The following is a 23,114-nucleotide window of genomic DNA, read 5'->3' on the forward strand; positions in this document are numbered from 1 at the left end:
CCTCTTGGGTTATCTCCACCGGGAGAAACACCGTCGGCTGGTCGGCATAGCTGAATGATTGCCGCCATAAGCGGATCTGGCCCGGATGAATGTCATGCCGGCGCGCCACGTCACCAATGCGAGCCCCGGGCTCATCAGCTTCCGCAAGTATCCTCAGCTTCGCCTCGTCCGACCAACGCCGCCTGCGTTCGTTACCGGACATGATCTCCATGCGAGCCATGAAACCTCTTTGTTCTGGTATTAATGTCAGCATTAATGCTGGTTCGAATGCCAGAACATCGCCTGATTTGCCCGATCAGCAAAAACAGCTCACCGGACGCTCACGATGCTCTCGAGAGCGAAGTCGCAGATCTGAAGGCGAAAAACGCAGATGCCGATGAGCGCATCGAGCGATTGACCCAGATCCTGAAGGCCTTCGATCGTGCCCGCTTTGGCCGGCGATCGGAAAAGCTCGCATCTCCAACGATCGGCGATGAGCAGCAGGCTTTTGTCTTCGAGGAAATCGAGACCGGCATCGCTGCAATCCGAGCCAAGGTGAACAAAGGTGCCGCTGATCCTGATGGGAAACGTGCACCCCGGCCACGCAAGGGCTTTGCACCTCATCTGGAACGGATCGAAGTCGTGATCGAGCCAGATGAACTGCCCGAGCACGTCGGCAAACAGAAGTTGCTGATCGGAGAGGACGTCTCGGAGCGGCTGGACGTCGTGCCGGCGAAGTTCCTCGTCATTGTCACCCGCCGGCCGAAGTATGCCTTCAAAAACGAAGACGGCGTCATTCAGGCAGCCGCGCCCGCGCATATCATCGAGGGCGGCATTCCGACGGAAGCGCTTCTCGCCCAGATCGCGGTCTCGAAGTATGCCGATGGCCTTCCGCTCTATCGGCAGGAGGCAATCTATGCCCGTGACAAGGTCGAGCTTAACCGGAAGCTGATGGCCCAATGGATGGGCAAGCTCGGCTTTGAGCTCGATATCCTGGCCGACTACATCCTCGCCGAGATCAATAGGGCGGAGCGCATCTTCGCTGACGAGACGACGTTACCCACGCTCGCGCCTGGATCCGGATCGGCCAAGACGGCATGGCTATGGGCTTATGCCCGGGATGACAGACCCTTCGGAGGCAGTGGTCCGCCGATGGTCGCCTATCGCTTCGAAGATAGCCGCGCGGGCGATCGGGTCGCCCGGCATCTGAGTGGCTATCGCGGTATCCTTCAGGTGGACGGGCACGGTGCCTACAACAAGCCGGTCAGATCCGACGGCGGCAATGATGGCGTGATACTGCCGGCTGCTGGTCCCATAGCAGGCGCAAGTTCTACGAGCTCCACGCTTCGGATAGCTCCAGGATCGCCACCGAGACGGTGGAGCTGATGGCAAAGCTCTGGGAGGTGGAAGAAACGGCCGGGGACTGAGCCCTGACGCCCGTGTCGCGGCGCGCCAGGCGACATCTGCTGCGGTTGTCACCGAGCTCTTCGCCCTCTGGCACAAGACCCTGCCGCGGATCTCCGGCAAGTCGAAGCTCGCTGAGGCGATCCGCTATGCCACTTCGCGTCGCTCCATCTTCGAGCGCTTCCTAACCGACGGCCGCATCGAGCTCGACTCCAACATCGTTGAGCGCGCCATCAGGCCCCGGACAATTACGCGAAAGAACAGTCTCTTCGCTGGCAGCGATGGCGGCGGAAGGACCTGGGCGACAATCGCCACGCTCCTTCAGACGGCGAAGATGAACAACGTAGATCCGCAGGGCTGGCTCACCCAGACCCTCGAGCGCATCGCCAACGGCTGGCCGAGCAGCGAGCTTGATGCACTCATGCCGTGGAATCACGCGGGCTGAACGGCCTCAGCTTGCCGCTTACGATCGAGCTTCTGAAAGCGGTTTCCACTGCAGGTAAGTCGAGATTGATGAGACGACACTAGCAGCAGCGCTCGACAACACGGGTGCGTTTGGCAGTTCAAGCGTCGCCATCAAAAATGGGTTTGTATTTCTATTCTACCGTGACGGACTTGGCGAGGTTGCGCGGCTGGTCGACGTCGGTGCCCATGAAGACGGCCGTGTGATAGGCGAGCAGCTGAATCGGGATGGAATAGACAATCGGGGAAATGATCTCGGCGACCTCGGGCAGCACGATGGTGGCCATGGTCTCGAGCTTCGAGGCGGCTGCGCCCTTCTCGTCGGTGATGAAGATGATCTTGCCGCCGCGCGCCGCCACTTCCTGCATATTCGACACGGTCTTTTCGAAGAAACGGTCGAAGGGGGCAATGACGATGACGGGCATGTTCTCATCGATCAAGGCGATAGGCCCATGCTTCAGCTCGCCGGCGGCATAACCTTCGGCGTGGATATAGGAGATTTCCTTGAGCTTCAGCGCACCTTCGAGCGCCAGCGGATAGCTGGTGCCACGACCGAGATAGAGCACGTCCTTGAACTTCGAGAGGTCGCGCGACAGGGCCTCGATCTGCGGCTGCACCGCATTCAGCACCTGGCTCATGATGCGCGGCATTTCGGCCAGGCTCTTCACCAGCTGCTTTTCTTCCGCTTCCGTGATTGTGCCACGGGCACGACCGGCGGCGAGCGCCAGCGAGGCGAGCACGGCGAGCTGGCAGGTGAAGGCCTTGGTGGAGGCGACGCCGATTTCCGGACCGGCGAGGATCGGGAAGACGGCATCCGATTCGCGGGCGATCGTCGATTCCTTGACGTTGACCACAGCACCGATCTTAAGTCCGTTGTCGCGGCAGTAACGCAACGAGGCCAGCGTATCGGCAGTTTCACCGGACTGCGAGATGAAGAGGGCCGCCTGATCTTTCGACAGCGGCATCTCGCGGTAGCGGAATTCCGAGGCGACATCGATTTCGACCGGCAGGCGGGCATAGCGCTCGAACCAGTATTTGCCGACGAGGCCAGCCAGATAGGCGGTGCCACAGGCGGAGATCGCAAGGCCGCGCAGATTGGCGAAATCGATCTCGGCGGCCATGTCGCGCACGGTGTGCTCGGCGAAGTCGACGTAATGCGACAGCGCATGCGAGATCACTTCCGGTTGCTCGTAGATCTCCTTTTCCATGAAGTGACGGTGGTTGCCCTTGTCGATCATGTAGGCGGACGCCGAGGAGATCTGCACCGGACGATCGACCGGATTGCCGTCGATGTCGAAGATGTGGGCGCCCTGCTTGCCGATGACAGCCCAGTCGCCGTCATGCAGATAGGCGATGCGGTTGGTGAAGGGTGAAAGCGCGATTGCGTCCGAGCCTAAGAACATCTCGCCGTCGCCAAAGCCGATCGCGAGCGGCGGGCCGGAACGGGCCGCCATGATCGTCGAGGGATCATCGCTGAAGATAACGGCAAGCGCATAGGCGCCCGTCACATGGTGCAGCATCTCGTGCATCGCCTCGCGACGACCAAGACCCTGCCGGCGATACTTGGCCAAGAGCTGGGCGACGACTTCGGTGTCGGTCTGGGTGGTGAAGACGGCACCTTCGGCCGCCAGTTCTTCCTTGATCTCGGAAAAATTCTCGATGATGCCGTTATGAACGACAGCGACGCCCTCGACGAAATGCGGATGAGCGTTGGTTTCGTTGGGCACGCCATGGGTTGCCCAGCGGGTGTGAGCAATGCCGATGGATCCGGGAAGCGGATCGCCGGCGAGCTTCGTCTCGAGATTGAAGAGCTTGCCTTCCGCCCGCCGACGATCGAGCTTGCCGTCGTTGATGGTGGCAACACCGGCGGAATCATAGCCGCGATATTCGAGCCGCTTCAACGCGTCGACGAGACGCTCCGCCACGGGCTTGTTACCGACGATGCCGACGATGCCGCACATGAAATTCTCCGTTTCGTATCAACCACGCGGCTTTTCCTAGCGGTTTCACCGCAATAGGCAATCACACGCCAGGCCAATTGCGTTTCGGCTCGTAAAACACCCCTTGTTTTTCAGTGGACCGTTCAACGCGCGACGATGTCATCTTATGTGCGACATCAGTACGCCCCGGCGGCCCGCGCAGCTGCTCTAGCGGAGGCGCCCATGCCTCAAGGTTTCCAGTGCTTCACGAGCCACCGTCTGCCAGGTCCTCAAACTCGGTTTTGCTTCTATGATACGCTCCCGAATGCAGCGCTGAAGCTCTACCCGTTTTCCCAGATCGTTTATGATCGTCGCCAAATCAGCAGCATTGTCGGGTTCGAAGTAGAGCGCCAGATCCCCACAAACTTCTCGCAGCGCTTCAGCGGTAGAGCAGACTGCAGGAGTGCCGCACCATAGTGCTTCGCCGGCTGGGAGGCCCCAGCCCTCAAGCTTGCTCGGCATCACAAGCGCGAGGGCGCCCTTGTAGAGTCGTACAAGGTCGGTCTGGTTGGGGTTGTCGATGAAGGTCAATTTGTCCTGAATGTCCTTGAAAGCTGGCCTCGATGCATAGCGACGAAGACGCTTTCTGTGCGAGCCGGCGATCACGAGCTGCGGCACAGGGATGCCGTCAGCCTGCATTTGTCGAAGAGCCTCCAAGACGACCTCGATGTTCTTGCGGCCGAGATTAAGCGCAACCGTCAAGATATAGGGTTCTGTCGGTAGGGAGATTTCCGAGGGTTCGGTTCCTTCAGGACAGTGGTGCACGAGTTGCACCACATTGACAGGACCACGAGGTTTCGGAAGCATACCCTTTCCGACGAAGGTTTTGAGCTCTTTCGCGGTAAAGTTCGAGTTCGTCAGGATCTGACTTGCCTGCTCGATGAGGAAGCGGTTGTCCGCCAGGAAGTTGCGATCCAGCTTTCGGAAGCGTTTTGTTGCCCCGTCATGCAGCGGCATGAAATCGTGCAGCAAGGGGACGATGGCCGCTTTCGACCCTCTCTCCCGGAGCACTCTCACCATGTCCACGATCAGCTTCGGCCGTGCTGCGGAGAAGAAGGTGCCGCTTTCGATGGCCGCAGGCCTCAGATGTCCGGCATGTGTCAGCCAGTTGTCCCTGTTTTTCTCCGGCGTTGCTCGGTTTAAGAGACGAAAGATCAGCGGCAAGATAGGGTTCTTGCCGAAATACGATCTTACCCATTTCTGACCAACGTTTTTAGGCAGATTGAATTCGACGCTTCCATCTTCTCGCTTCTGCCAGGTGACTTCGTAGAATGCCCGCATGCCGAATGAGAAGACGACAAACCGGATCTCGTCCTTGAGCAAGGCAGCCTCTCGGCCAATTTCGTGGACCGTGCGGGCAATGCCGTAATACTGCGTGCGCTTGCCCGATGTGGTGAGCAATGCCTCGGTGAGATCAAAATACAGAGGTCCGCTCATTTGGATGCCTCGTCCTGCATGCTGTTGGACAAGGCATAGAGGACACCGCAGAGCAGGCAGAAATAATGCGTGTAGAATTTCAGGTTCAGGAATGAATCGAACATCATAGCCATGCCCCAGAAGAGCGACACTCCGGTTGTTAGGAGTATTCTGTCAGCAGTCGATAGACCCTTGGACACAAACCAGGGGATCGCTAAAAAGATCAGGCCGAGCGTAAGCTGGAGCACTCCGCCTGTGACCAGCCAGGTCAGATACTGATTGTGATTGTGCTCGTAGCCGTAAGTCGAATGTATTAGCTTCTGGAGAAAGAGCGAGCCATGGCCGAAGACGGGACTTTGCTTGATTGCCGCTATCGACGCCTTCCACATGGCGAGCCGATGGCCGATCGCATAATCATTGGTGACTTCTGTGGATTGGTTCGTCTCGGGAGTTGGTGCAACGGCTGGCTCGGGGGCTTGTGGGATTTGCGCCGTCGTCGGCTCCGGTTGCGTCGATGCTGTTTCCTCGCCACCTGTCGTAAGTTGCGAGGTTAACGTGCCCAAGGCCTCGAATGTCGATGAGAAGCGGCTGGCTGGTCCGCAATCCGTTGCGATTCCTATCAGAGCCGAAACCGTCGCCCCCGCGATTGCTGCAGTGGCCAAGTGATACCAGCGAGGGATGCCCTTGCTCAAGGAGGGCAGGAAGCTCAGAAGCATCAGCACGCCGAAGACCCCGACTTGCGCCACGGCGACGCCGCGGGAGCCAGTATAGGTCGTGGAGACGACGATACTCAGTGCGAGTAAGCCGAGCCGAAGCCAGCGCTCGCGATTCCCAAGCCTTTCCCATCCAACCAGACAGATAAACGTCAGTGTAGAGAACAACAGAGCGGGGATGAAAGGCCAAGGCGCCAAGCCCCTCACGCGACAGGCGTCCCTGATCCCAGCAAACATCATATAGGACAAAACGGCGAAGCAGGCGACGAGCAGCCAGGGCATCCAGCTGCGAAACAGAGGGGCCAGATTTTTCACCTGCAGGCTGCGCACCAGCCCCACGGCCAACATGCCGATCGCGATTGCATAGGACTCAAGGCTTGGATTGACCGGGCGAGGATCCGAAGCGTCAAGCCCTGTGAAGAAGAAGAGTGCGAAAAGGCTGTAAGCGAAGTAGATGCCGAACGGGAGAAACAGTGTCCAAATCGAGACGTGATAGTGCTTGTTCTTGAACGCATGAAGCAAGAAGGGGATTGGTAAGACGCCGGCGACAGCGAGTAGCGGTGTCGCCTTGCTTCCGAGAAACAATGCAAAGGCAAGCCCCGTGAGAAACAGGAAATCCGAGGTTAGCCACAAACGGTCGATATGGGTCTTCATGGTCCCGTTCCAGGTATTTATAGCTTGAGGACGAACGTGGCAGCGGTGATGGCGCTCGAAACGTCCTGCCATGCTTGCTCAAGCGCGAAGTGCATAGGCTAGTCTTACAAAATCGTCCCGTAGCCGTCTGACATATGTCCCCAGGCGTTTCCATTTTGGGAACTTAACGGTGCGGTAGATGTCGCGTGTCGCGATTGTCGTGCCGCCGCGCGTGATGTTTGCCATATGCTTTCGTGTCGTGTAGACGTGGCCACCATGGTCCCAGCCCCGTTCGAGGGCTGCGTCCCAAGGGTAGCGCATGATTGTGAGGTGTTCGATCAGGAGCGCTGCCCCCGGCCGAGACACGGCATAACAGGCTGACGAACCGAGCGGTCCATGAATAGCCCGGCCAATGTCGTCGCCTAGCCTTGATGTGTTGGTCTTTCGAAAGCCGACCACCCGGTGATTGAAGAACTTGATTACGTCGGCATCGGGAACTGCTTCGAAAGCGGCCTGCACGCGATCCTTGAGGTCTGCGCTCAGTTCGACATCGTCTTCAATGATCAGAGCGATATCGCCATCCGTCGCCAGGAATGCGTTGAGCGCCTTGATGTGGCTTCGGTAGCATCCGTATTCCCCTGGGAGCATCAGCCGGCCAGTATTGCGGCGGAATGCTGCATCATCGACCGCCTCTCGCTCTGTGCCCGGCACCTGTCTTCCATCGACTGCAGAAACACGGGTGAGGGGCAAGCCTAGCGCGGTCGCGCGGTCCGCTAGAATTCCCCAGCGGTCGGTCGATCGATCAAGATTGATCGCAAGGATTGCAACGTTCATCTCTGTTTGTCCCTTGGACCAAGTCATCATTGTCCTTCAAACATGGAAGTGTGGGGGATGTCGATGCGGGTGCCTTTTCGCCCTGGAAGTGCCGCAGCCTTGATTGGCAACCACAAGTCAGCGGCACTGTCGGATTGCTTGGCGATGCTGATTTCGGAGAAGGGCTGAATGTAGGTGTGAAGAGCCCAGTCCTGCGAAGTATGCTGACATGAGCTAACGATAGTCTTGCATTTTCTCCGTTAGCAGAGTTGTCGGCGGCCAATGACATTTTTTAAGTCGTGCTCAACCAGAGCCGTCATCACCCGCTCTGCGAAGGGCACTACGTTCTTAGCCTCGCTACAGGTCGGCGCAATGATCGGAATATGTTTTGGCAGCACAGGTTCAGCCTATCGACGGATTGCAGATGGTCGGAGCTCATGCGGAGAACCTTCTCCCTCGAAGTTGACCGGCTTGTCCTGAGTGATCATACTCATATTCCAAAGTCCCCATCCGGCATTTTAACGCCGCATTCCCCGTTCCCACGGGCTCGGTAGCATCTGGGCGCTGATGCAGCAACAGGATGTAGCATGCTTGGTTGTTGAGCACGATTGGCTTGTCGCTTGGGCAATGCATGTCAACGCCATTCTGCAATCAAAAACACGTCCCATAGGCTGAGAGTGGTTGTGGCGCGGTTGGGATCCGTCCAGCCAGGGACTCGCGTGGGGGCCGGGCTCCCGCTGGGTCGCGGATCGGCGAACGGTCGCGTGATCATGAACAGGTCGTTGCATGCCGGCTGTCATCGCCTATGCTCAAGGTCTGGTCTGGTCTGGTCTGGTCTGGTCTGGTTTGGGCAAGGGGAGCGGGGCATGAAAAAGGAACATATCGTCGACCAGATCAAGGATGAGGGCAAAAGCATCATCATCGACCAGGTCAAGGGTTTCGTTCGGGAAGGAATATCCCAGATCCTGATCGGGTCAGGGCTGTCCCTGACCTTGAAGTCTCTTGGCGCAATGGTGCTCGGCTCTTCAGAGCACCCGCCGTTTCTCATCAAGAAGCGCAGAAGCCGCTTCCTGATCGAGGATCCGGATTTTGCCGTTCAGCAATACAGCGCCGAGAAACCGATTTCTCCCCACATCCCTTACGTCGAACTGGCGAACTTCTCGAAGCTCTTGGCCAAGGGCAAGAAGCCCACGATCGAACTTCAGATCAAGCGGGACAAATTCCAGCTGCGCCGCTGGGAGAACGAAGAAACGGATTGGCTGGTCGACAGCGCTTTGGGGGCGCTCAAACAGGAAAACCGCGTGACGCGTGACAGCGCAGTCGTGCGGGTGAGCGAAGTCAGGCCGACGAAAGAGGGCTGCATTCTCGTCATTCAGGAGGCGAGATATAAAGATCAGGCCATGTCCAATCTGATCCTCGACTTCGATGAATTGCCGAACGGCCAGAAGTCAGATGCGACGATCAGAGCGCAGCTCTTGAAGGAATACGGTTCGAAACTGCCGCCTTTGCATGACGACCGGTTGGTCAATTCGCTGGGCTGCGCGGTTCTGGTGTTCTACGAGCTGGAGGGAAAGCTCGTGCCCCTTCAAGTCATGCGATCGGTCGATACCGCCGTATTCAACGGCGGCGGATGGCACTGCACGGCTTCAGGGGCTGCGGAATGGCCCAAGGATCCGGGCAGTACCGAAGACAGTTTTCAGGCCTATATCGAGGACGATATTTACAGGGAGCTGCGCGATGAGGTCGGCTTCCCGCCTGGCAGCGTGAAGCTTGAGCTGGTCGGGATCTGTCGCGAACTGATGCGTGGGGGCAAGCCGCAGCTGTTTTTCATCGGGTTTTCAGAGCAGGCGCCTGAAAAGATCGCAAAGCAGATGGAAGCCGCGAGACTGGAACAGATCCGCGCGCGAAATGAGGTCAAGTTTGCCGAGCCCGTAGAGGTTCTCAGGCATCCCTATCTGCACGAAGCCAGAAGTTTCAAGGACAAAGACCATCTCGAGGCGTCGGCGCTGAAGCTCGGGTTCACGGCCGAGGCAACGGCCTGCCTCTACTATTTCTTCGACATGATGAATGCCGCGGAGCACGAGTTCGAGCGAAGGCAGATGTAATCGTCGGTGCGGGCTCCGGATCTCAGTCTCGAACGAATGCGAGAGCGTCTGGACGCCCTTTCTGCCAATCTCAAACCATGGCCATCCAGCTCAATCCCTCCCTGGTGCCAAGTGCTGGGCGGTATTCGCAACCGACATAGCCCTGGTAGCCGATCGCATCGATCTCGGCGAAGATCTTTCGGTCATCGAGCTCGCCCGTCAGGGGCTCGTGGCGGTCGGGCACAGACGCGATCTGGATGTGGCCGATCAGTGCTGCGCAGGCTCTAAGCCCCATGATCACGTCACCATGCAGGATCTGGCGGTGGTAGATATCGAATTGCAGTTTCAGATGTGGAGCATCCATCTCAGCTATGAAGTCGAGCGCTTGGTTGAAATCGCTGAGGAAATAGCCTGGCATGTCGCGACCATTGATCGGCTCGATCACCAGACCAATGCCGGCCTCACCTGTCCGGTCGGTGGCGCGCTTCAGATTGTCGCGATAGGTCGCGATAGCCTTCGGGTCTGTCGCCGGGGCGATGCCCGCAATCATGTGCAGGTGTGGCGTGCCGATGACCCTGGCATAGGCGATCGCCATCTCCAGGGCTTGCTGAAATTCCACCTGGCGTCCGGGCAGGGCCGCGAGGCCGCGCTCGCCGGCTATCCAGTCGCCGGGCGGCATGTTGAATAGCGCCTGGGCAAGGCCGGCGGTTCCAAGCCGTTCTGCCACGACCTCGGCTGCGTGATCGTATGGGAAGAGATATTCAACCGCCTCAAAGCCGCAGTCGGCCGCAGCCGCGAAGCGATCGAGGAAGGGCACTTCGGTGAACATCATCGACAGGTTGGCCGCAAACCTTGGCATGCAGGGTCATCTCCTTCGTGGCTGATCGCTCGAGGCTTGCAATCTTTGCCAGCGACCGTGCCAATTGGATAGTGTTCCCTTTGCCCGTTTCGGCGGTCTCCCGCCTGGAGAGATCGAGTGTGCCGCGCCCTCTTGTCAGCGCGGCGATCTTTCCATGGGCAAGAGCATATCGCCGGCCGGGATCGTTCTCGTCCGGGACGCTCGCCCCGTCGCTCTACGATCGTTCCCGCAGCTTAAACCATGCCGAGATCGTCGAATGAGGCGTGCAGCGCTTGATCGGCCGGCGAGAAGCGATCGGCTGCAAAATTATGCTGATGCCAGTAGGGATAGATGTAATCGGGTCGGCTCACCCGGTTGAGGCGGGACAGTTCCTCGCCTGAAAGTGTGAGATCGGTTGCAGCGATATTGTCGCGGAACTGGTTCTCGTTAAGGCCGCCGACAACGAGTGTCGAAATGGCCGGTCGCGACAGCGTCCAGGCAAGGCTGACCTGAGCGACGGACACGCCTCTCTCTGTTGCAATCTCTTCGAGCACATCGATGATGGTCCAGAGCCGTTCCTCGTCGCGGATCGGTGGCTCGCTCCAGCCTTGAGCCTGGCGCGACTGCTCCGGTGCCTTGTTGCGTGCAAAGGCACCCGACAGAAGTCCGGCAGCAAGGGGGCTCCACACCATCACCCCAAGCCCCTGGTCGACCGAGAGTGGCAGGAGTTCATATTCTGCCTCGCGCGCCTCCAGCGTATAGTGGATCTGCTGGGTGACGAAACGTGGCAGTCCCTTTTTCTCCGAGATCTGCAGGGCTTTCATGATGTGCCAGCCCGAATAGTTCGAGCAGCCGATGTAGCGGATCTTGCCCTGCTCGCGCAGCGTATGCAGGGCTTCGAGCGTCTCGTCGAGTGGCGTAAGCCCATCCCATTCATGCATGAAATAAATGTCGATGTGATCTCGCTTCAGCCGCTTGAGCGAGCGTTCGCATTCTCTGATGATATGATGGCGAGAGGCGCCTTCGTCATTGGGGCCGTCGCCGATCCTCATGCGGGCCTTCGACGAAATCAACACGTCGTTGCGTTTTGCTCCCAGCGCCTCACCGAGGATTTCCTCGGATCGCCCAAGCGAATACATGTTGGCCGTGTCAAACAGGTTGACCCCGAGATCGATACAGCTGTCGATCAGCCGGCGCGCTTCCTCAACGCCCTGGTTTGCCACCTTGGCGAATCCACCGACGCCGCCGAAGGAAAACGTGCCCATGGAGATGGCCGACACCTTGAGACCCGAACGGCCGAGCATTCTATACTGCATTTGATCCTCCTCCTCAGTCAGCCGACATGCGCGACAGGCGCAGCAAGCTGGCAATCTGGTCCATGCCCAGTTCTGGGCTCGTCAGGTAAGGCCGATCGTGCTGTCCCGCTTGCAGGGCACGCGCCATGGACGCCTGAGCCAGAACAACGAGATCAACCTTGGCTGAAAGTGCTGCATAGGCCTCCCGCACCAGACGGTCATGGGTTTCCTGGTTTCCGCTCTTCAGCTGTGCAAAGGCCTCGTTGACAAGCTGTGAAACGAATTTGCACGGACGGCCCATTCGCTTGGCGGTGCTTTCAAGAAGCCGGGTGGTCGGTTCTAGCGTGGTTGGCAAGGTCGCAAGAATACCGATCGTCGATGCCTGAAGAACGGCCCGTTCCGCCATGCCTCTGTCGATCCGATAAAGCGGTGTTGCACTCTTGGCAGCCAGGGCGTCGACGGCCTCTCCAAGTGTCGAACACGTGACGATGATGGCGCTGCTGCCACTTGCTTTCGCTGCACTGACATGACTTGCGAGGCGGTCTGAAACCTCCTGGTTCACATGGCCAGTGGCAATCACACTCGAGAGCAGGCTCTCGTCCAGGATCGAGGCGATGTGCCAGTTCGGCAGCCTTTCAGCTGCAAGCGAGGCAAAGACGGGCTCCAGTGCCCTGACCGTGTGGATGAAGGTCAGTTGGCGCGGCTGCAGTATCTGCGGCTTGGCCACTATCTGGTCCTTGACTTGGCCACTCATCTCGCCAGTCACTGCGCGGGGATCTGCAGTTTTGCGGCACGCGTCTTGTTGCGCTGCACGAGCTTCTCGTGGCTTCCGCGCAAGACGAGATCAGCGCCGACCTGGATCTTGACCGCCGGCTGAGGCTCCGTCGAATTGATCAGATCATCGAGAATGGTAACCGCCAGATAGCCGATCTTTCGTTTCGAGACCTCGATCGTTGTCAGGCCCGGATCCATTGTCGCACTCTGGGGCAAGTTGTCGAAACCGATGATCGAGACGTCATCCGGGATGGTCAACCCATGCTCGCGCAAGGCGCGGATGAAGCCATAGGCGATGATGTCATTGGTGCAGAAATAACATTCGGCCAGGTCTAGGCCGTCGGCCAATAGCTGGCGGGTGTCGCTGTAAGCGCCATCATAGGTAGACTCCACAGAGAGAATATCGGCCGCGTCCACCGAAAGTCCGAGCCGCGCCATATTCTTGAAAAAGGCATCGCGGCGAAGCTTGAAGTTCGTCGTCTCGACATGCGAGGCGACAAAGCCGATCCGTCTGAAGCCCTGCTGATGAAAGCGCGACAGCACCTTGTAGACGGCGTCCTCATTGTTCATGTCGACGAAATTGGCGTCGATGACGTCAAAGAACGTATCGATGAAAACAGTCGGATATCCAAGGCCCTGGATGAGCCGGATGTCCGTCTCGGTTAATTCGGTACCCAGGGCCACGACACCCGAAATCGGTGCTCCGGCAAGCGATTCCGCAACGGAGCTGATCGGTTGGCCCTCGAAGCTCACCACTTCGAGCGTGTAGTTTCGCCGTGTCGCTTCCGCCGACATGCCATCGATATAGTCTGAAATGAAGACGCTGTGGTCGCGATTGACGGTATGGCCATGCTTGGCAATCTTCAGGAAGCGGAGCGTCTCGCCCGGCTCATTCGTCGATTTGCTGGCCCTTGGCACATAGTTCAGGCTTGCAACCGCTTCGAGAACCTTGGCGCGTGTGACGCCGGAGATGTCACCCTTGCCATTCAAGACGAGAGACACGGTTGCTGCAGAGACGCCGGCGGCCTCCGCTATGTCTCGGATCGTCAGGTTCTTGCCGTTCTTCATCGCTGTCCCGAATGCTGCATCTGCGAAATAATTTAGTAAACAACGTGCCCGTTGAGCCGGATGTTTACGGCAAACGCGACAAGTTCGCAATGAGGTTTGCGGGTGAAATAAGGCTTGTCACCGCGTTCCGGCTTTGCTAGCGTTTAGTGAAGTCGTGAAATGTTCACTAAACATGGGAGGAGACCATGCGGCGAACCGACGGCCAATTCATGATGCTTGTCGTCATGAACGCCCTGCTGCTTGTTGCTGGAGTGGTGATCTCTGGCGGCTCCTTTCTGTCGCTGTTCAATCTGCAATCCATGGCAGGTCAGGTGCCCGAAATCGGGCTTCTGGCGATCGGTGTCATGTTGGCCATGTGTGCCGGCAATGGTGGCATTGATCTTTCAGGCATCGCGCTTGCCAATCTCTCAGGCGTCGTCTCTGCGGTTCTGATGGTGTCGATCCTCGGGCCGGCGTCCGATCCCACGACATTCAGCCTGGGCTTCATGTTCGGCTGCCTCCTGGTCGGCTTTGCGGGCGGCCTCTTCAACGGGTTCTTGATCGCCCGCTTCTCGATCACGCCGATCCTGTGCACGCTTGGCACCCAGATGGCCTTCATGGGCCTTGCCATTGTCGTCTCTCAAGGGCGTGCCGTGACGGTAGGCAGTCCGGCTCTTTTGTCGAGCCTTGGCAATGACATGCTGTTTGGCGTCCCGATCAGCTTCGTCATCTTCATCGTCGTCGCAACCCTGATTGGCGCCGTGTTGAAGTTCACGCCCTTCGGTCTCTGGCTGATGCTGATGGGCACGAACCCCAAGGCTGCGACCTTTGCCGGCTTCCCGAAGAACGGTGTCATCCTTGCGACCTATGCCTTGTCCGGAACGCTGTCGGGTCTCGCCGGCATCATCATCGCGGCCCGCAACGTCAACGTGAAGTTCGACTATGGCAGCTCCTATCTCCTGATCGCCATCCTCATTGCGGTGATGGCGGGTGTTCGCCCCGAAGGTGGCTATGGCCGCGTGGTTTGCGTGGTTTTAAGTGCGGTCGCCCTCCAGCTGATGTCGAGCCTTTTGAACTTCGGCGGCCTTTCCAACTTCGTCCGAGACTTCGCCTGGGGAGCTCTGCTGCTCACCTTCCTGGCTGTGGGTCGCTACGACGTGATGGGTTTCTTCGCCCCCATGCGTCGATCTGAAGATCCTTCGGCGTCTGTCCCTCAATCGCCGAAGTAACAAAGCGAGGGAAATTTTGTGGAGGAAAGCATGAACTCGTTTGCCAAAAGAATGATGCTCGGCACCGCTCTTGCAGCCGTCGCGCTGGGAGGCTCTGTCGGCGTGCTCGTGGCCCAGGAAAAGCCGGTGATCGCAACGGTGGTCAAGATCAGCGGTATCCCGTGGTTCGATCGCATGAACACCGGCGTGGTTGCCTTCCAGGAAGCCAATGCAGATGTCGTTGCAAGCCAGAGCGGTCCGGCAACCGCCGACTCCGCCCAGCAGCTGCAGATCGTCAACGACCTCGTCGCCAAGGGCGTCAATGCGCTTGCCGTCGTTCCGATGGATCCGGCGGTGCTTGAAGGCACGCTGCAGCGCGCCATGGAACGTGGCATCGTTGTCGTCACCCATGAGGCCGACAACCAGATCAACACCAATGCCAATGTCGAGGCTTTCGACAACGCCGATTATGGTGCAGCCCTTAACGAGCGCCTGGCCGAATGCATGGGCCAGGAAGGCAAGTGGACGACATTCGTCGGTTCGCTTGGCAGCCGCACCCACATGCAGTGGGTCGGTGCAGGCGAAGAGAACGCCAAGAAGTATGCAGGCATGCAACTGGTTGACGCCAACAACGAGTCCTTCGATGATGCCAACGCGACCTATGAAAAGGCCAAGGAAATCCTGCGCAAGCATCCCGACATCAAGGGCTTCCAGACCTCTGCCGGCAATGACGTCCTCGGTGTCGGCCGTGCGATCGACGAAGCCGGCCTGAGCGGCAAGGTCTGCCTCGTTGGCACCGGGCTGCCAAACCCCTCGGCCGACCTGCTTGAGTCAGGCGCAATCACCGCGATCGGTTTCTGGGATCCACAAAAGGCCGGCATGGCGATGAACACGATCGCCAAGCTCCTGCTTGAAAAGAAGGAGCTCACCGATGGCATGGATCTCGGTGTCCCCGGCTATGAAAAGGTAACCGTCAAGCAAGGTGCCGGCCAGGGCTTGCTGGTCATTGGCAACGGCATGGTTCTCGCCGACAAGGCGACCTACAAGGACTTCCTGTTCTGATCCTTTGAATGAGCACCGTGACCGGGAGGCAGTCCCGGTCACACCGCCGCAGCTGAAAACCGCCTGCGGAAAAAATGAGGATCTGTTCCCGTGGTCGCAATGCATGAAAGCGTTGAGCAGCCTCTAGAGCTGCTCAGATTGAACAATGTCGAGAAGTGGTTTGGTGGTGTGCATGCGCTCAGGGGCATTAACCTGACGCTTGCCCGAGGCCAGGTCTATCACCTTTTGGGTGAAAACGGCTGTGGCAAGAGCACGGTCATCAAGATCATGTCCGGGGCGCATCCGCCCTCTGCCGGAGAGATCGTGCTCGAGGGCAAGAGTTATGCTGCTCTCACTGCGATCCAGTCGCTGGCAGCCGGGATCGAGACCGTCTATCAGGATCTCTCGCTTTTGCCCAATCTGACGGTCGCCGAAAATGTCGCCCTGACCGAGCAGCTCGTGTCGGCTGGCGGACGGTTGGCGCGTCTTTTTAACCGCAGCCAGATGCGGGAGACAGCAGCCCGCGCGCTTGCAGCCGTCGGCCTGCCCACGGACCGCACCTTCCTGCAGGAAATCGTCTCGGATCTGCCGCTTGCCTCACGGCAACTGGTCGCGATCGCTCGCGCCATTGCAACAAGGGCAAAGCTCGTCATCATGGATGAGCCGACCACCTCTTTGACCAGGCGGGAGGTCGACAACCTGATTGCCGTCGTCGAGCGCTTGCGGCTTGAGGGCGTGACCGTGCTCTTCGTCACCCACAAGCTCGAGGAATGCTACCGGATCGGCGGCAACGCCATCGTCTTTCGCGACGGCAAATGTGTGGCGCAGGGCCCGATTGCAAGCTTTACCAAGGATGACCTGTCTGAATTGATGACCGGGCGGCAGATCGCCGCCACCCGCTATCGTGAGGGACGGCCTAATGGCGACGTCTTCTTCCAGGTCGACAATTTGCACACCGACAACGTCGACGGTGTTTCGCTTGCCCTGCGCCACGGGGAGATCCTCGGCGTCACCGGTCTTGCCGATTCCGGGCGCAACGAACTTGCCATGGCGCTGGCCGGCGTCATGGCGATCGGGCGTGGCAATATGCTGGTTGACGGGACGGAGGTCAGACTGAATTCTCCCTCGGACGCGATCAAACACGGGATCGGCTATGTCCCGGAAGATCGTCTCGCAGAAGGTCTGTTTCTCGACAAATCCATCCTCGACAACGAGATCGCCTTGATCCTTCGGGATCTGACGAATGGTATCGGTGTGATAGACCGCGATCGGGCGAGGGCACTTGCCGATGATCTCTCGGCACAGATGCGCCTCAATACGAAGAATATCGACTTGCCGGTTGGCTCGCTTTCCGGCGGAAACCAGCAGCGTGTCCTGATCGGTCGCTGGCTGAGCATCCGCCCGAGGCTCCTCATCCTGCATGGCCCGACCGTGGGTGTCGATGTCGGCTCGAAGGACACGATCTACAAGGTGATCCAGTCCCTGTCGCAATCCGGCATGGGGCTGATCATCGTCAGTGACGATCTGCCGGAGCTTTTGCAAAACGCCGACCGGATCATCGTCATGAATGGCGGCCAGATCGTTTCAGAATTCGAAGCAGACAAGGCGTCCGAAGACGATCTCTACCGGGCAATGCTTGGCAGTGAAAAGGGGGCTGCACAATGAACACGACCAAAGCCGAGACGGCCCCTTCTTCCACACACGCGCGCTCCTTCAGTCTGGGAGATCTGATACGGCGACGGCCCGAGACGATCACCTTTGCTCTTCTCGTGACCATCTGCGTTGCCGTTTCGATAGCCAATCCGGCCTTTCTTCAGCCGTCGACCCTGATCGATATCGGCCGTGCAAGCGTCGTGATGGGACTTTTTGCGCTCGGCGTCTTCGTCATTCTGGCAGCTGGCGGCATCGATGTCTCGTTCACCGCGATTGCCGCCTTCACCATGTATTCCGTGACCCTTCTGGTGCAGACCTATCTGCCCGGGCTACCGATCATTGTCATTATTCTGATTGCGATGGCAGGCGGTGTCTTCCTTGGCGTGATCAACGGCCTTCTCGTTCATCACCTGCGGGTACCATCGCTGATCGTGACGATCGGCACCCAATATCTGTTTCGCGGATTTCTTCTGTCCTTCATCGGTACCGTCTGGATCATGTCGCTGCCGCCGCAGATGGGGGCCTTCGGGCGAATGCCGCTTTTGCAGTTCGAGACCGCCAATGGCGCCCTCGTCACCTTGCCCTTCTATTTTCTCGTGCTTCCGGTGGCAGCCATCCTGACCTGGTGGATCTTGAACCGCACGCTCATGGGGCGGGCGATCTTTGCCGTAGGCGGCAATGCCAATATCGCCGAGCGCCTGGGCTACAGTCTGCGCACGGTGCATTTGTTCCTCTTCGGCTATGCTGGCGCTTTGGCGGGACTTGCAGGGATCATCCATGTCTGTGCCAACCGGCAGGCCAACCCGTTTGATCTGGTCGGCACGGAAATCAACGTGATCGCAGCCGTCGTCTTGGGCGGTGCCCGCATCACGGGCGGAACCGGCACGGTTCTCGGCACCATTCTCGGCGTTCTCCTGGTCGTGGTCATCAACAGCGTCCTGGTTCTCGTCGGGATCCCCAGCACCTGGCAGCGATTGGTGGTCGGCAGCTTCATCCTGCTTGCCGCTGCCTTCTTCGTCACGCGTCAGCGCAAAAAGTAACAGTGGAGGATAAAGTGAAGAAGTTTCTCAACGATCCGGTCAACTTCGTCGACGAGATGCTCGAGGGCATCTATGCGGCGCATCCGATGGTCACCTATGTGAATGACGATCTGCGTTGCCTGGTGACGGCAAAGCCAAAGGCGGGCAAGGTTGGGCTCACCACCGGCGGTGGCTCGGGTCACCTGCCGACATTCTTAGGCTTTGTCGGGGACGGCATGCTCGACGGTGCAGCCGTTGGCGGTGTCTTCCAGTCTCCCAGTGCCGAGCAGATGTATCAGGTGACCAAGGCCGTCGATCAGGGTGTCGGTGTCCTTTACATCTACGGCAACTATTCCGGCGACATCATCAACTTTGACATGGCCGCCGAACTGGCAGATCTCGATGGCATTGCCGTCAAACAGGTTGTCGGCAACGATGACGTGGCCTCCTCGATCGTTGGAGAAGAGCACAAGCGCCGCGGCGTGGCCGGCATCTTCTTCATCTACAAGGCGGCGGGTGCTGCTGCCGCCGAAGGTCTGTCGCTCGACGAGGTCGCACGCATTGCCGACAAGGCACGGATGAAGACCCGGACCATGGGTGTTGCTCTTTCCAGCTGCGTCGTACCTGAAATCGGTCATGCCACGTTTTCGATCGGCGAAGACGAGATGGAAATCGGCATGGGGATCCATGGCGAGCCCGGCATTAGCCGCAAGAAGCTTGGTGCAGCGGACGCCGTTGTCGACGAGATGATGGAGCGCATCTTCAACGAGACTGACTACAAGTCGGGGGATGATGTTGCAGTCCTGATCAACGGTCTGGGCGGCACGCCGCTGGAGGAACTCTACATCCTTTTCCGCCGGGTCCGTCAGCTGCTCGATGCCCGCGGTGTGAACCTCAAGCATGTCTGGATTGGAGAGTTTGCAACCTCGATGGAGATGGCAGGCGCCTCGATTTCGATCCTTCATCTTGACGAAGAGCTCGACCGTCTGATGGCTGCACCCGCCAACACGCCTTTCTTCAAGCACGTCACGGGATAAGATCATGAGCCTCGAAAAACTGGATGCGGGTCATCTGATCGGGCTGTTTCAGAGCTGGCAACAGCTTTTTGCTGAACAGCGCGAGTTTCTGATCGCACTCGACGGCAAGGTTGGCGACAGCGACCTTGGCATCACTATGGCGAAATCCTTTGCAGCGGCGGCTGATGCCGTCGCTGCCGAAGGCGAAGAAGTCGGCCTGTCCAAGCTGCTCCGTACGGCCGGTGCAACGGTGGCGCGGACGGCTCCCTCAACCATGGGGACGCTGACGGCCACCGGTTTCCTGAGGGCGAGCAAGGCGGTCGAAGGACTGGACGCTCTTGATACGCAAGCGCTTGCCCGGTTCTGGCGTGCCTATACCGATGGCATTGCTGAACGCGGCAAGGCAAAGGTCGGTGACAAGACCCTGCTTGATGTACTCGATCCCATGACGAAGGCGCTTGAAGCTGCAGCTGCACAGGGCGACAGCCTGACTATGGCGTTGTCTTCTGCTGAGACGGTGGCCGAAGAAGCACTGGAAGCGACGAAGTCGATGGTCGCTCAGCACGGAAAGGCGGCGGCATTCCAGGAAAAGACCGTGGGGCTGCAAGACGCTGGCGCGACCGTCGGGTTCTTCCTGATCAGGCGCATGAGCCAGTTTGCGGCAAACCACTGAGATTGTGTGACCGGCCGCAGGATTGAATGGAATGACCGAAACCTATGTCATCGGGGTCGATGTGGGCACGGCTAGCGCACGTGCGGGTCTCTTTGACCTCAAGGGCCGCATGTTGTCGGCTGCCAAGCGCGATATCACGCTCTATCGCGAAAGCGGTTCGATCGTAGAACAGTCGAGCGGCGAGATATGGGGCGCCATCTGTGCGATCATCCGTGAGGTCGTGCAGGGAGCGGGCGTGTCGCCCGAGCAGGTCATTGGCCTCGGCTTCGACGCGACCTGCTCGCTGGTCGTCATGGGTGAAGGCGGTCGACCGCTTGGCCTTGGTGGCGGGGACCCTTCCCGCGACATCATTGTCTGGATGGATCATCGCGCGGTCACGCAGGCCGAACGGATCAATGCGATCGGCCATGACGTACTGCGCTATGTCGGTGGACGCATTTCCCCTGAGATGCAGACCCCGAAGCTGCTCTGGCTGAAGGAAAACCGCCTTCAGATTTTCGGGAAAGCCTGGCAATTTTTCGATCTCGCTGATTTTCTCACCTGGAAGGCGACGGGCGATCTTTCCCGCTCGACCTGTACCGTGACCTGCAAATGGACCTATCTTGCCCATGAGGCGCGTTGGGACGAGAGCTATTTCCGAGCGATTGGACTTGGCGAACTGGCAGACGAGGGTTTTGCCCGGATCGGGACGCAGATGGTCGAGCCCGGCACCAGGCTTGGATCGGGCCTGATGGAAGCCGCGGCGTCAGCCATGGGCCTGAGACCGGGAACGGCGGTCGCAGCCGGCATGATCGATGCCCATGCGGGCGGGATCGGCACGGTCGGCATTGGCGGCAACCTGACGGAAAATATGGCCTACGTCTTCGGCACATCCTCCTGCACCATGACCTCGACCACTGAACCGGTCTTTGTGCCTGGAGTCTGGGGCCCCTATTATGCAGCCATGGTGCCGGGGCTGTGGCTGAACGAGGGTGGCCAGAGTGCTGCAGGGGCTGCGATCGACCAGCTCCTCGCCTTCCATCCGGCAGCGGAAGAAGCAAGGGGGAGGGCGCATGCAGCCGGTAAGTCGCTTCCATCCTTCCTGGCCGATGTGGCCTCCGCAAAGGCCAAGACGGCCTCTGAGACAGTGTTGTTGGTCGGTGGCTTGCATGTCGTGCCTGAGTTTCTCGGCAATCGCGCGCCTTTTGCCGATCCCCATGCCCGTGCCCTGATTGCGGGGCTCGGCATGGAGCGCGATCTCGACAGTCTGGTCGCGCTTTATATCGCCGGCCTTTGTGGCATCGGTTACGGGCTTCGCCAGATCATCGAAACGCAAGCTACCCATGGCGCAGGCGTCAAGCGGATCGTGATCAGCGGTGGTGCCGGTTCAAGCCCTCTGGTTCGCCATCTTCTGGCCGATGCTTGCGGCCTGGACGTCGTGGCTCCTGCAGCTGAAGAACCGGTCCTGCTCGGCTCGGCCATTCTGGGCAGCGTGGCGTGCGGTGCCTTTTCTGATGTGAAAGGGGCAATGCAGGCGCTGTCGACCGCGGCTTGCGTTCATGAACCGTGTCAAGGAGAGCTCAATGCCCTTCACCAACGGCGCTTTGAAGCCTTCCTCAAGTTGCAGGATGTCGCGCGGGCACTTTAGCGACTTGGCGTGACGACGGACCTGGTTTCGCATGCACGGTCCGGGCCGGCCCGGTCATATCTGTACGCTCGGCGGCGCTGAGATCTCATCTTGTCGCGCTTGTTCGCAGACGTACATTTATGGTGTGCGCCTGCCGCCTGAGTGAGTGCAGCGGCGTGCGCCTTTCGGTTCGGATCTGCGGCGAATACTGTCCAGTTGACGCCCCAGCGACCCTGCAAAAAAGAGCGCCCAGCTTATTGGTCTGCACCAGCGCCCGGGCTCTTGGGCGTCTCGGAGACCTGCCTCGCTTCATGGACCGCAGCAGGAGGCCGTCTACCAATAACCAGCTCCTGCAGTCCGATATGTGCTGCCATCGCCGTCGTCAGCTCTGACTGGCTACGCTTGCCCTCACGGAACATATTGAGGATTGCGGACGCCGCGATCTCAACTTCTTCGCAGTCTCCAGGCAGTCCGTGGAGCAATCTCCAGTCTTCCAGAGCTTTCCCAACCGTCCCAAGCTCCTCGGGACCGAATGTCGTTTCGAAAAACTGGCGCATTGATCAAATCCTCCTCCTCATCATCCTGCCGATATGGGGGGCGGATCGCCCCGTTCAAGCGGTTCGACCTGTCCTCCGATGACGTGTGAAACGCAGGCAATTGAATGTCCGGCACCATGGTCGTGCATGAATTGACGCATAGGAGTAGTACGCCTCTCGCCCCCAGAACGCTGCACCAAGGGAGCGCAGATCCCCGTCGCGATATACTCGATGTCTTCAAACTCTGGAGCGAGGTGGCTGTGACTCCAGGCCAGATGCGGTATCGGGGCCAGCGTAAGTTTCAGGGTCACGACCATAGTGCCCAACAAAAATGTGACGTTGAGGGCGGCCACTCTGTCAGATGGGGAATGCGAACGGCGCCTCTGCCTGTTTGCTTGATCAAACTCGCGATATGCCATTTTACGCTTCCGCACGTGCACAACACGCGCACCTAAGATCGTGTCCCAGGACGTGGTGTAGCTCAGACGACCACGGCTCATCCCAGAGGGCCGGATGAGTGTCAGCTTGCGGCTGGCAGGCTGATGAGCGGATCATCGCTCATCGTGGCGATTGTCTCAAGTGTCATGTAGCGGGACCTCTGGACGGCCCATTCGTCGTTTTGCTCCAGGAGCAAGGCACCGACCAGTCTGACGATGGCGTCGTCGTTGGGGAAGATGCCAACTACTTCAGTGCGTCGCTTGATCTCGCCGTTAAGACGCTCGATCGGATTTGTAACCGGTATAAGACCAGCGGTGGTGATGTCCTGCTGCAGTTCTGAGAATTGCGGCGTATGCTGTGAGCATCCGGGACAGAGGCACCGGGAGCACGAAGGTGCGGGCAGGCCGATACATTAGATGAGCTGTGAGCTCGTGTTAGTAGCTGGCCGCCTCTGCGACTCGCCCGGTTGCGCCGAGAGCGCGAATCC

The 23,114-nt window shown here is 59.0% G+C and carries 18 protein-coding genes and 2 pseudogenes; 9 read left to right on the forward strand and 11 right to left on the reverse strand.

All coding sequences use genetic code 11. From position 1 onward, the window contains the following. On the reverse strand, positions 1 to 220 hold a 220-nt coding region (locus QWE_RS21640), incomplete at its 3' end, for a transposase (protein WP_006728316.1). A 47-nt stretch (positions 221 to 267) separates the two neighbouring features. Between QWE_RS21640 and tnpC the strand changes: the two are divergent. After that, a pseudogene (gene tnpC, locus QWE_RS21645) lies at positions 268 to 1,828 on the forward strand (IS66 family transposase). A 151-nt stretch (positions 1,829 to 1,979) separates the two neighbouring features. Here tnpC and glmS read toward each other — a convergent pair. The 4 genes from glmS to QWE_RS21665 all read right to left on the reverse strand — a co-directional run bounded on the left by glmS (position 1,980) and on the right by QWE_RS21665 (position 7,420). After that, positions 1,980 to 3,806, reverse strand: a complete 1,827-nt coding sequence (glmS, locus tag QWE_RS21650) for a glutamine--fructose-6-phosphate transaminase (isomerizing) (protein WP_006728317.1) — start codon at positions 3,804 to 3,806, stop codon at positions 1,980 to 1,982. Positions 3,807 to 3,992: 186 nt separating this feature from the next. Then, entirely contained in the window at positions 3,993 to 5,261 is a 1,269-nt protein-coding gene (locus tag QWE_RS21655; protein WP_006728318.1) for a glycosyltransferase family 4 protein, read from the reverse strand. Then, complete coding sequence (locus QWE_RS21660; protein WP_006728319.1) at positions 5,258 to 6,607, reverse strand: O-antigen ligase family protein; 1,350 nt, start codon at positions 6,605 to 6,607, stop codon at positions 5,258 to 5,260. The genes QWE_RS21655 and QWE_RS21660 overlap by 4 nt, the downstream gene beginning before the upstream one ends. A 78-nt stretch (positions 6,608 to 6,685) precedes the next feature. Beyond that, a complete protein-coding gene (locus QWE_RS21665; protein WP_006728320.1) occupies positions 6,686 to 7,420 on the reverse strand; it encodes a glycosyltransferase family 25 protein in 735 nt (244 codons plus the stop codon). Positions 7,421 to 8,265: 845 nt separating this feature from the next. Here QWE_RS21665 and QWE_RS21670 point away from each other — a divergent pair. Continuing rightward, complete coding sequence (locus QWE_RS21670) at positions 8,266 to 9,504, forward strand: hypothetical protein (protein WP_006728321.1); 1,239 nt, start codon at positions 8,266 to 8,268, stop codon at positions 9,502 to 9,504. 70 nt (positions 9,505 to 9,574) lie between these two features. Here the strand turns inward: QWE_RS21670 and otnI are convergent, their stop codons facing one another. The 4 genes from otnI to QWE_RS21690 all read right to left on the reverse strand — a co-directional run bounded on the left by otnI (position 9,575) and on the right by QWE_RS21690 (position 13,458). Then, entirely contained in the window at positions 9,575 to 10,342 is a 768-nt protein-coding gene (gene otnI / locus QWE_RS21675; protein ID WP_006728322.1) for a 2-oxo-tetronate isomerase, read from the reverse strand. 233 nt (positions 10,343 to 10,575) lie between these two features. After that, positions 10,576 to 11,637, reverse strand: a complete 1,062-nt coding sequence (locus tag QWE_RS21680) for an aldo/keto reductase (protein ID WP_040300865.1) — start codon at positions 11,635 to 11,637, stop codon at positions 10,576 to 10,578. 13 nt (positions 11,638 to 11,650) lie between these two features. After that, complete coding sequence (locus QWE_RS21685) at positions 11,651 to 12,370, reverse strand: aspartate/glutamate racemase family protein (protein WP_240532598.1); 720 nt, start codon at positions 12,368 to 12,370, stop codon at positions 11,651 to 11,653. Positions 12,371 to 12,378: 8 nt separating this feature from the next. Then, positions 12,379 to 13,458 (reverse strand): LacI family DNA-binding transcriptional regulator, encoded by a 1,080-nt coding sequence (locus QWE_RS21690; RefSeq protein WP_006728325.1) that lies wholly within the window; start codon positions 13,456 to 13,458, stop codon positions 12,379 to 12,381. Between the two features lie 185 nt (positions 13,459 to 13,643). Between QWE_RS21690 and QWE_RS21695 the strand changes: the two genes are divergently transcribed. The 7 genes from QWE_RS21695 (at position 13,644) to QWE_RS21725 (ending at position 21,674) form a co-directional block, all read left to right on the forward strand. Continuing rightward, positions 13,644 to 14,666: an ABC transporter permease gene (locus QWE_RS21695; protein WP_006728326.1), complete on the forward strand. Its 1,023-nt coding sequence runs from the start codon at positions 13,644 to 13,646 to the stop codon at positions 14,664 to 14,666. Between the two features lie 30 nt (positions 14,667 to 14,696). Next, on the forward strand, positions 14,697 to 15,707 hold the full coding sequence (locus tag QWE_RS21700) for a substrate-binding domain-containing protein (protein ID WP_006728327.1): 1,011 nt from the start codon (positions 14,697 to 14,699) through the stop codon (positions 15,705 to 15,707). A gap of 99 nt (positions 15,708 to 15,806) precedes the next feature. After that, the gene (locus tag QWE_RS21705; RefSeq protein ID WP_006728328.1) at positions 15,807 to 17,351 is read left to right on the forward strand and encodes a sugar ABC transporter ATP-binding protein; all 1,545 of its coding nucleotides are present in this window, start codon (positions 15,807 to 15,809) and stop codon (positions 17,349 to 17,351) included. Continuing rightward, entirely contained in the window at positions 17,348 to 18,379 is a 1,032-nt protein-coding gene (locus QWE_RS21710; protein ID WP_006728329.1) for an ABC transporter permease, read from the forward strand. The genes QWE_RS21705 and QWE_RS21710 overlap by 4 nt, the downstream gene beginning before the upstream one ends. Positions 18,380 to 18,393: 14 nt before the next feature. Then, positions 18,394 to 19,395 carry a dihydroxyacetone kinase subunit DhaK gene (locus QWE_RS21715; RefSeq protein ID WP_006728330.1) on the forward strand — a complete coding sequence of 334 codons (1,002 nt, stop codon included), beginning with the start codon at positions 18,394 to 18,396 and terminating at the stop codon, positions 19,393 to 19,395. 4 nt (positions 19,396 to 19,399) lie between these two features. Next, positions 19,400 to 20,047 (forward strand): dihydroxyacetone kinase family protein, encoded by a 648-nt coding sequence (locus QWE_RS21720; protein WP_006728331.1) that lies wholly within the window; start codon positions 19,400 to 19,402, stop codon positions 20,045 to 20,047. Positions 20,048 to 20,078: 31 nt separating this feature from the next. Continuing rightward, complete coding sequence (locus QWE_RS21725) at positions 20,079 to 21,674, forward strand: FGGY-family carbohydrate kinase (RefSeq protein ID WP_006728332.1); 1,596 nt, start codon at positions 20,079 to 20,081, stop codon at positions 21,672 to 21,674. Between the two features lie 233 nt (positions 21,675 to 21,907). On the opposite strand, the gene QWE_RS21730 is transcribed toward QWE_RS21725, so the two are convergent. Together QWE_RS21730 and QWE_RS24890 are read right to left on the reverse strand one after the other, a co-directional pair. Beyond that, on the reverse strand, positions 21,908 to 22,210 hold the full coding sequence (locus QWE_RS21730; RefSeq protein ID WP_006728333.1) for a hypothetical protein: 303 nt from the start codon (positions 22,208 to 22,210) through the stop codon (positions 21,908 to 21,910). 499 nt (positions 22,211 to 22,709) lie between these two features. After that, positions 22,710 to 22,922 (reverse strand): annotated as a pseudogene (locus QWE_RS24890) (transposase); the annotation flags it as partial. Positions 22,923 to 23,114: the final 192 nt, after the last annotated feature.

Origin of the sequence: Agrobacterium albertimagni AOL15 (assembly GCF_000300855.1) — a bacterium.
GTDB lineage: Bacteria > Pseudomonadota > Alphaproteobacteria > Rhizobiales > Rhizobiaceae > Allorhizobium > Allorhizobium albertimagni.

Bases quoted from the DNA above. Each gene is read 5' to 3' on its own strand.
- glmS (WP_006728317.1), bottom strand. From the start codon at position 3,806: ATGTGCGGCATCGTCGGCATCGTCGGTAACAAGCCCGTGGCGGAGCGT.
- QWE_RS21655 (WP_006728318.1), bottom strand. From the start codon at position 5,261: ATGAGCGGACCTCTGTATTTTGATCTCACCGAGGCATTGCTCACCACA.
- QWE_RS21660 (WP_006728319.1), bottom strand. From the start codon at position 6,607: ATGAAGACCCATATCGACCGTTTGTGGCTAACCTCGGATTTCCTGTTT.
- QWE_RS21665 (WP_006728320.1), bottom strand. From the start codon at position 7,420: ATGAACGTTGCAATCCTTGCGATCAATCTTGATCGATCGACCGACCGC.
- QWE_RS21670 (WP_006728321.1), top strand. From the start codon at position 8,266: ATGAAAAAGGAACATATCGTCGACCAGATCAAGGATGAGGGCAAAAGC.
- otnI (WP_006728322.1), bottom strand. From the start codon at position 10,342: ATGCCAAGGTTTGCGGCCAACCTGTCGATGATGTTCACCGAAGTGCCC.
- QWE_RS21680 (WP_040300865.1), bottom strand. From the start codon at position 11,637: ATGCAGTATAGAATGCTCGGCCGTTCGGGTCTCAAGGTGTCGGCCATC.
- QWE_RS21685 (WP_240532598.1), bottom strand. From the start codon at position 12,370: ATGAGTGGCCAAGTCAAGGACCAGATAGTGGCCAAGCCGCAGATACTG.
- QWE_RS21690 (WP_006728325.1), bottom strand. From the start codon at position 13,458: ATGAAGAACGGCAAGAACCTGACGATCCGAGACATAGCGGAGGCCGCC.
- QWE_RS21695 (WP_006728326.1), top strand. From the start codon at position 13,644: ATGCGGCGAACCGACGGCCAATTCATGATGCTTGTCGTCATGAACGCC.
- QWE_RS21700 (WP_006728327.1), top strand. From the start codon at position 14,697: ATGAACTCGTTTGCCAAAAGAATGATGCTCGGCACCGCTCTTGCAGCC.
- QWE_RS21705 (WP_006728328.1), top strand. From the start codon at position 15,807: ATGCATGAAAGCGTTGAGCAGCCTCTAGAGCTGCTCAGATTGAACAAT.
- QWE_RS21710 (WP_006728329.1), top strand. From the start codon at position 17,348: ATGAACACGACCAAAGCCGAGACGGCCCCTTCTTCCACACACGCGCGC.
- QWE_RS21720 (WP_006728331.1), top strand. From the start codon at position 19,400: ATGAGCCTCGAAAAACTGGATGCGGGTCATCTGATCGGGCTGTTTCAG.
- QWE_RS21725 (WP_006728332.1), top strand. From the start codon at position 20,079: ATGACCGAAACCTATGTCATCGGGGTCGATGTGGGCACGGCTAGCGCA.
- QWE_RS21730 (WP_006728333.1), bottom strand. From the start codon at position 22,210: ATGCGCCAGTTTTTCGAAACGACATTCGGTCCCGAGGAGCTTGGGACG.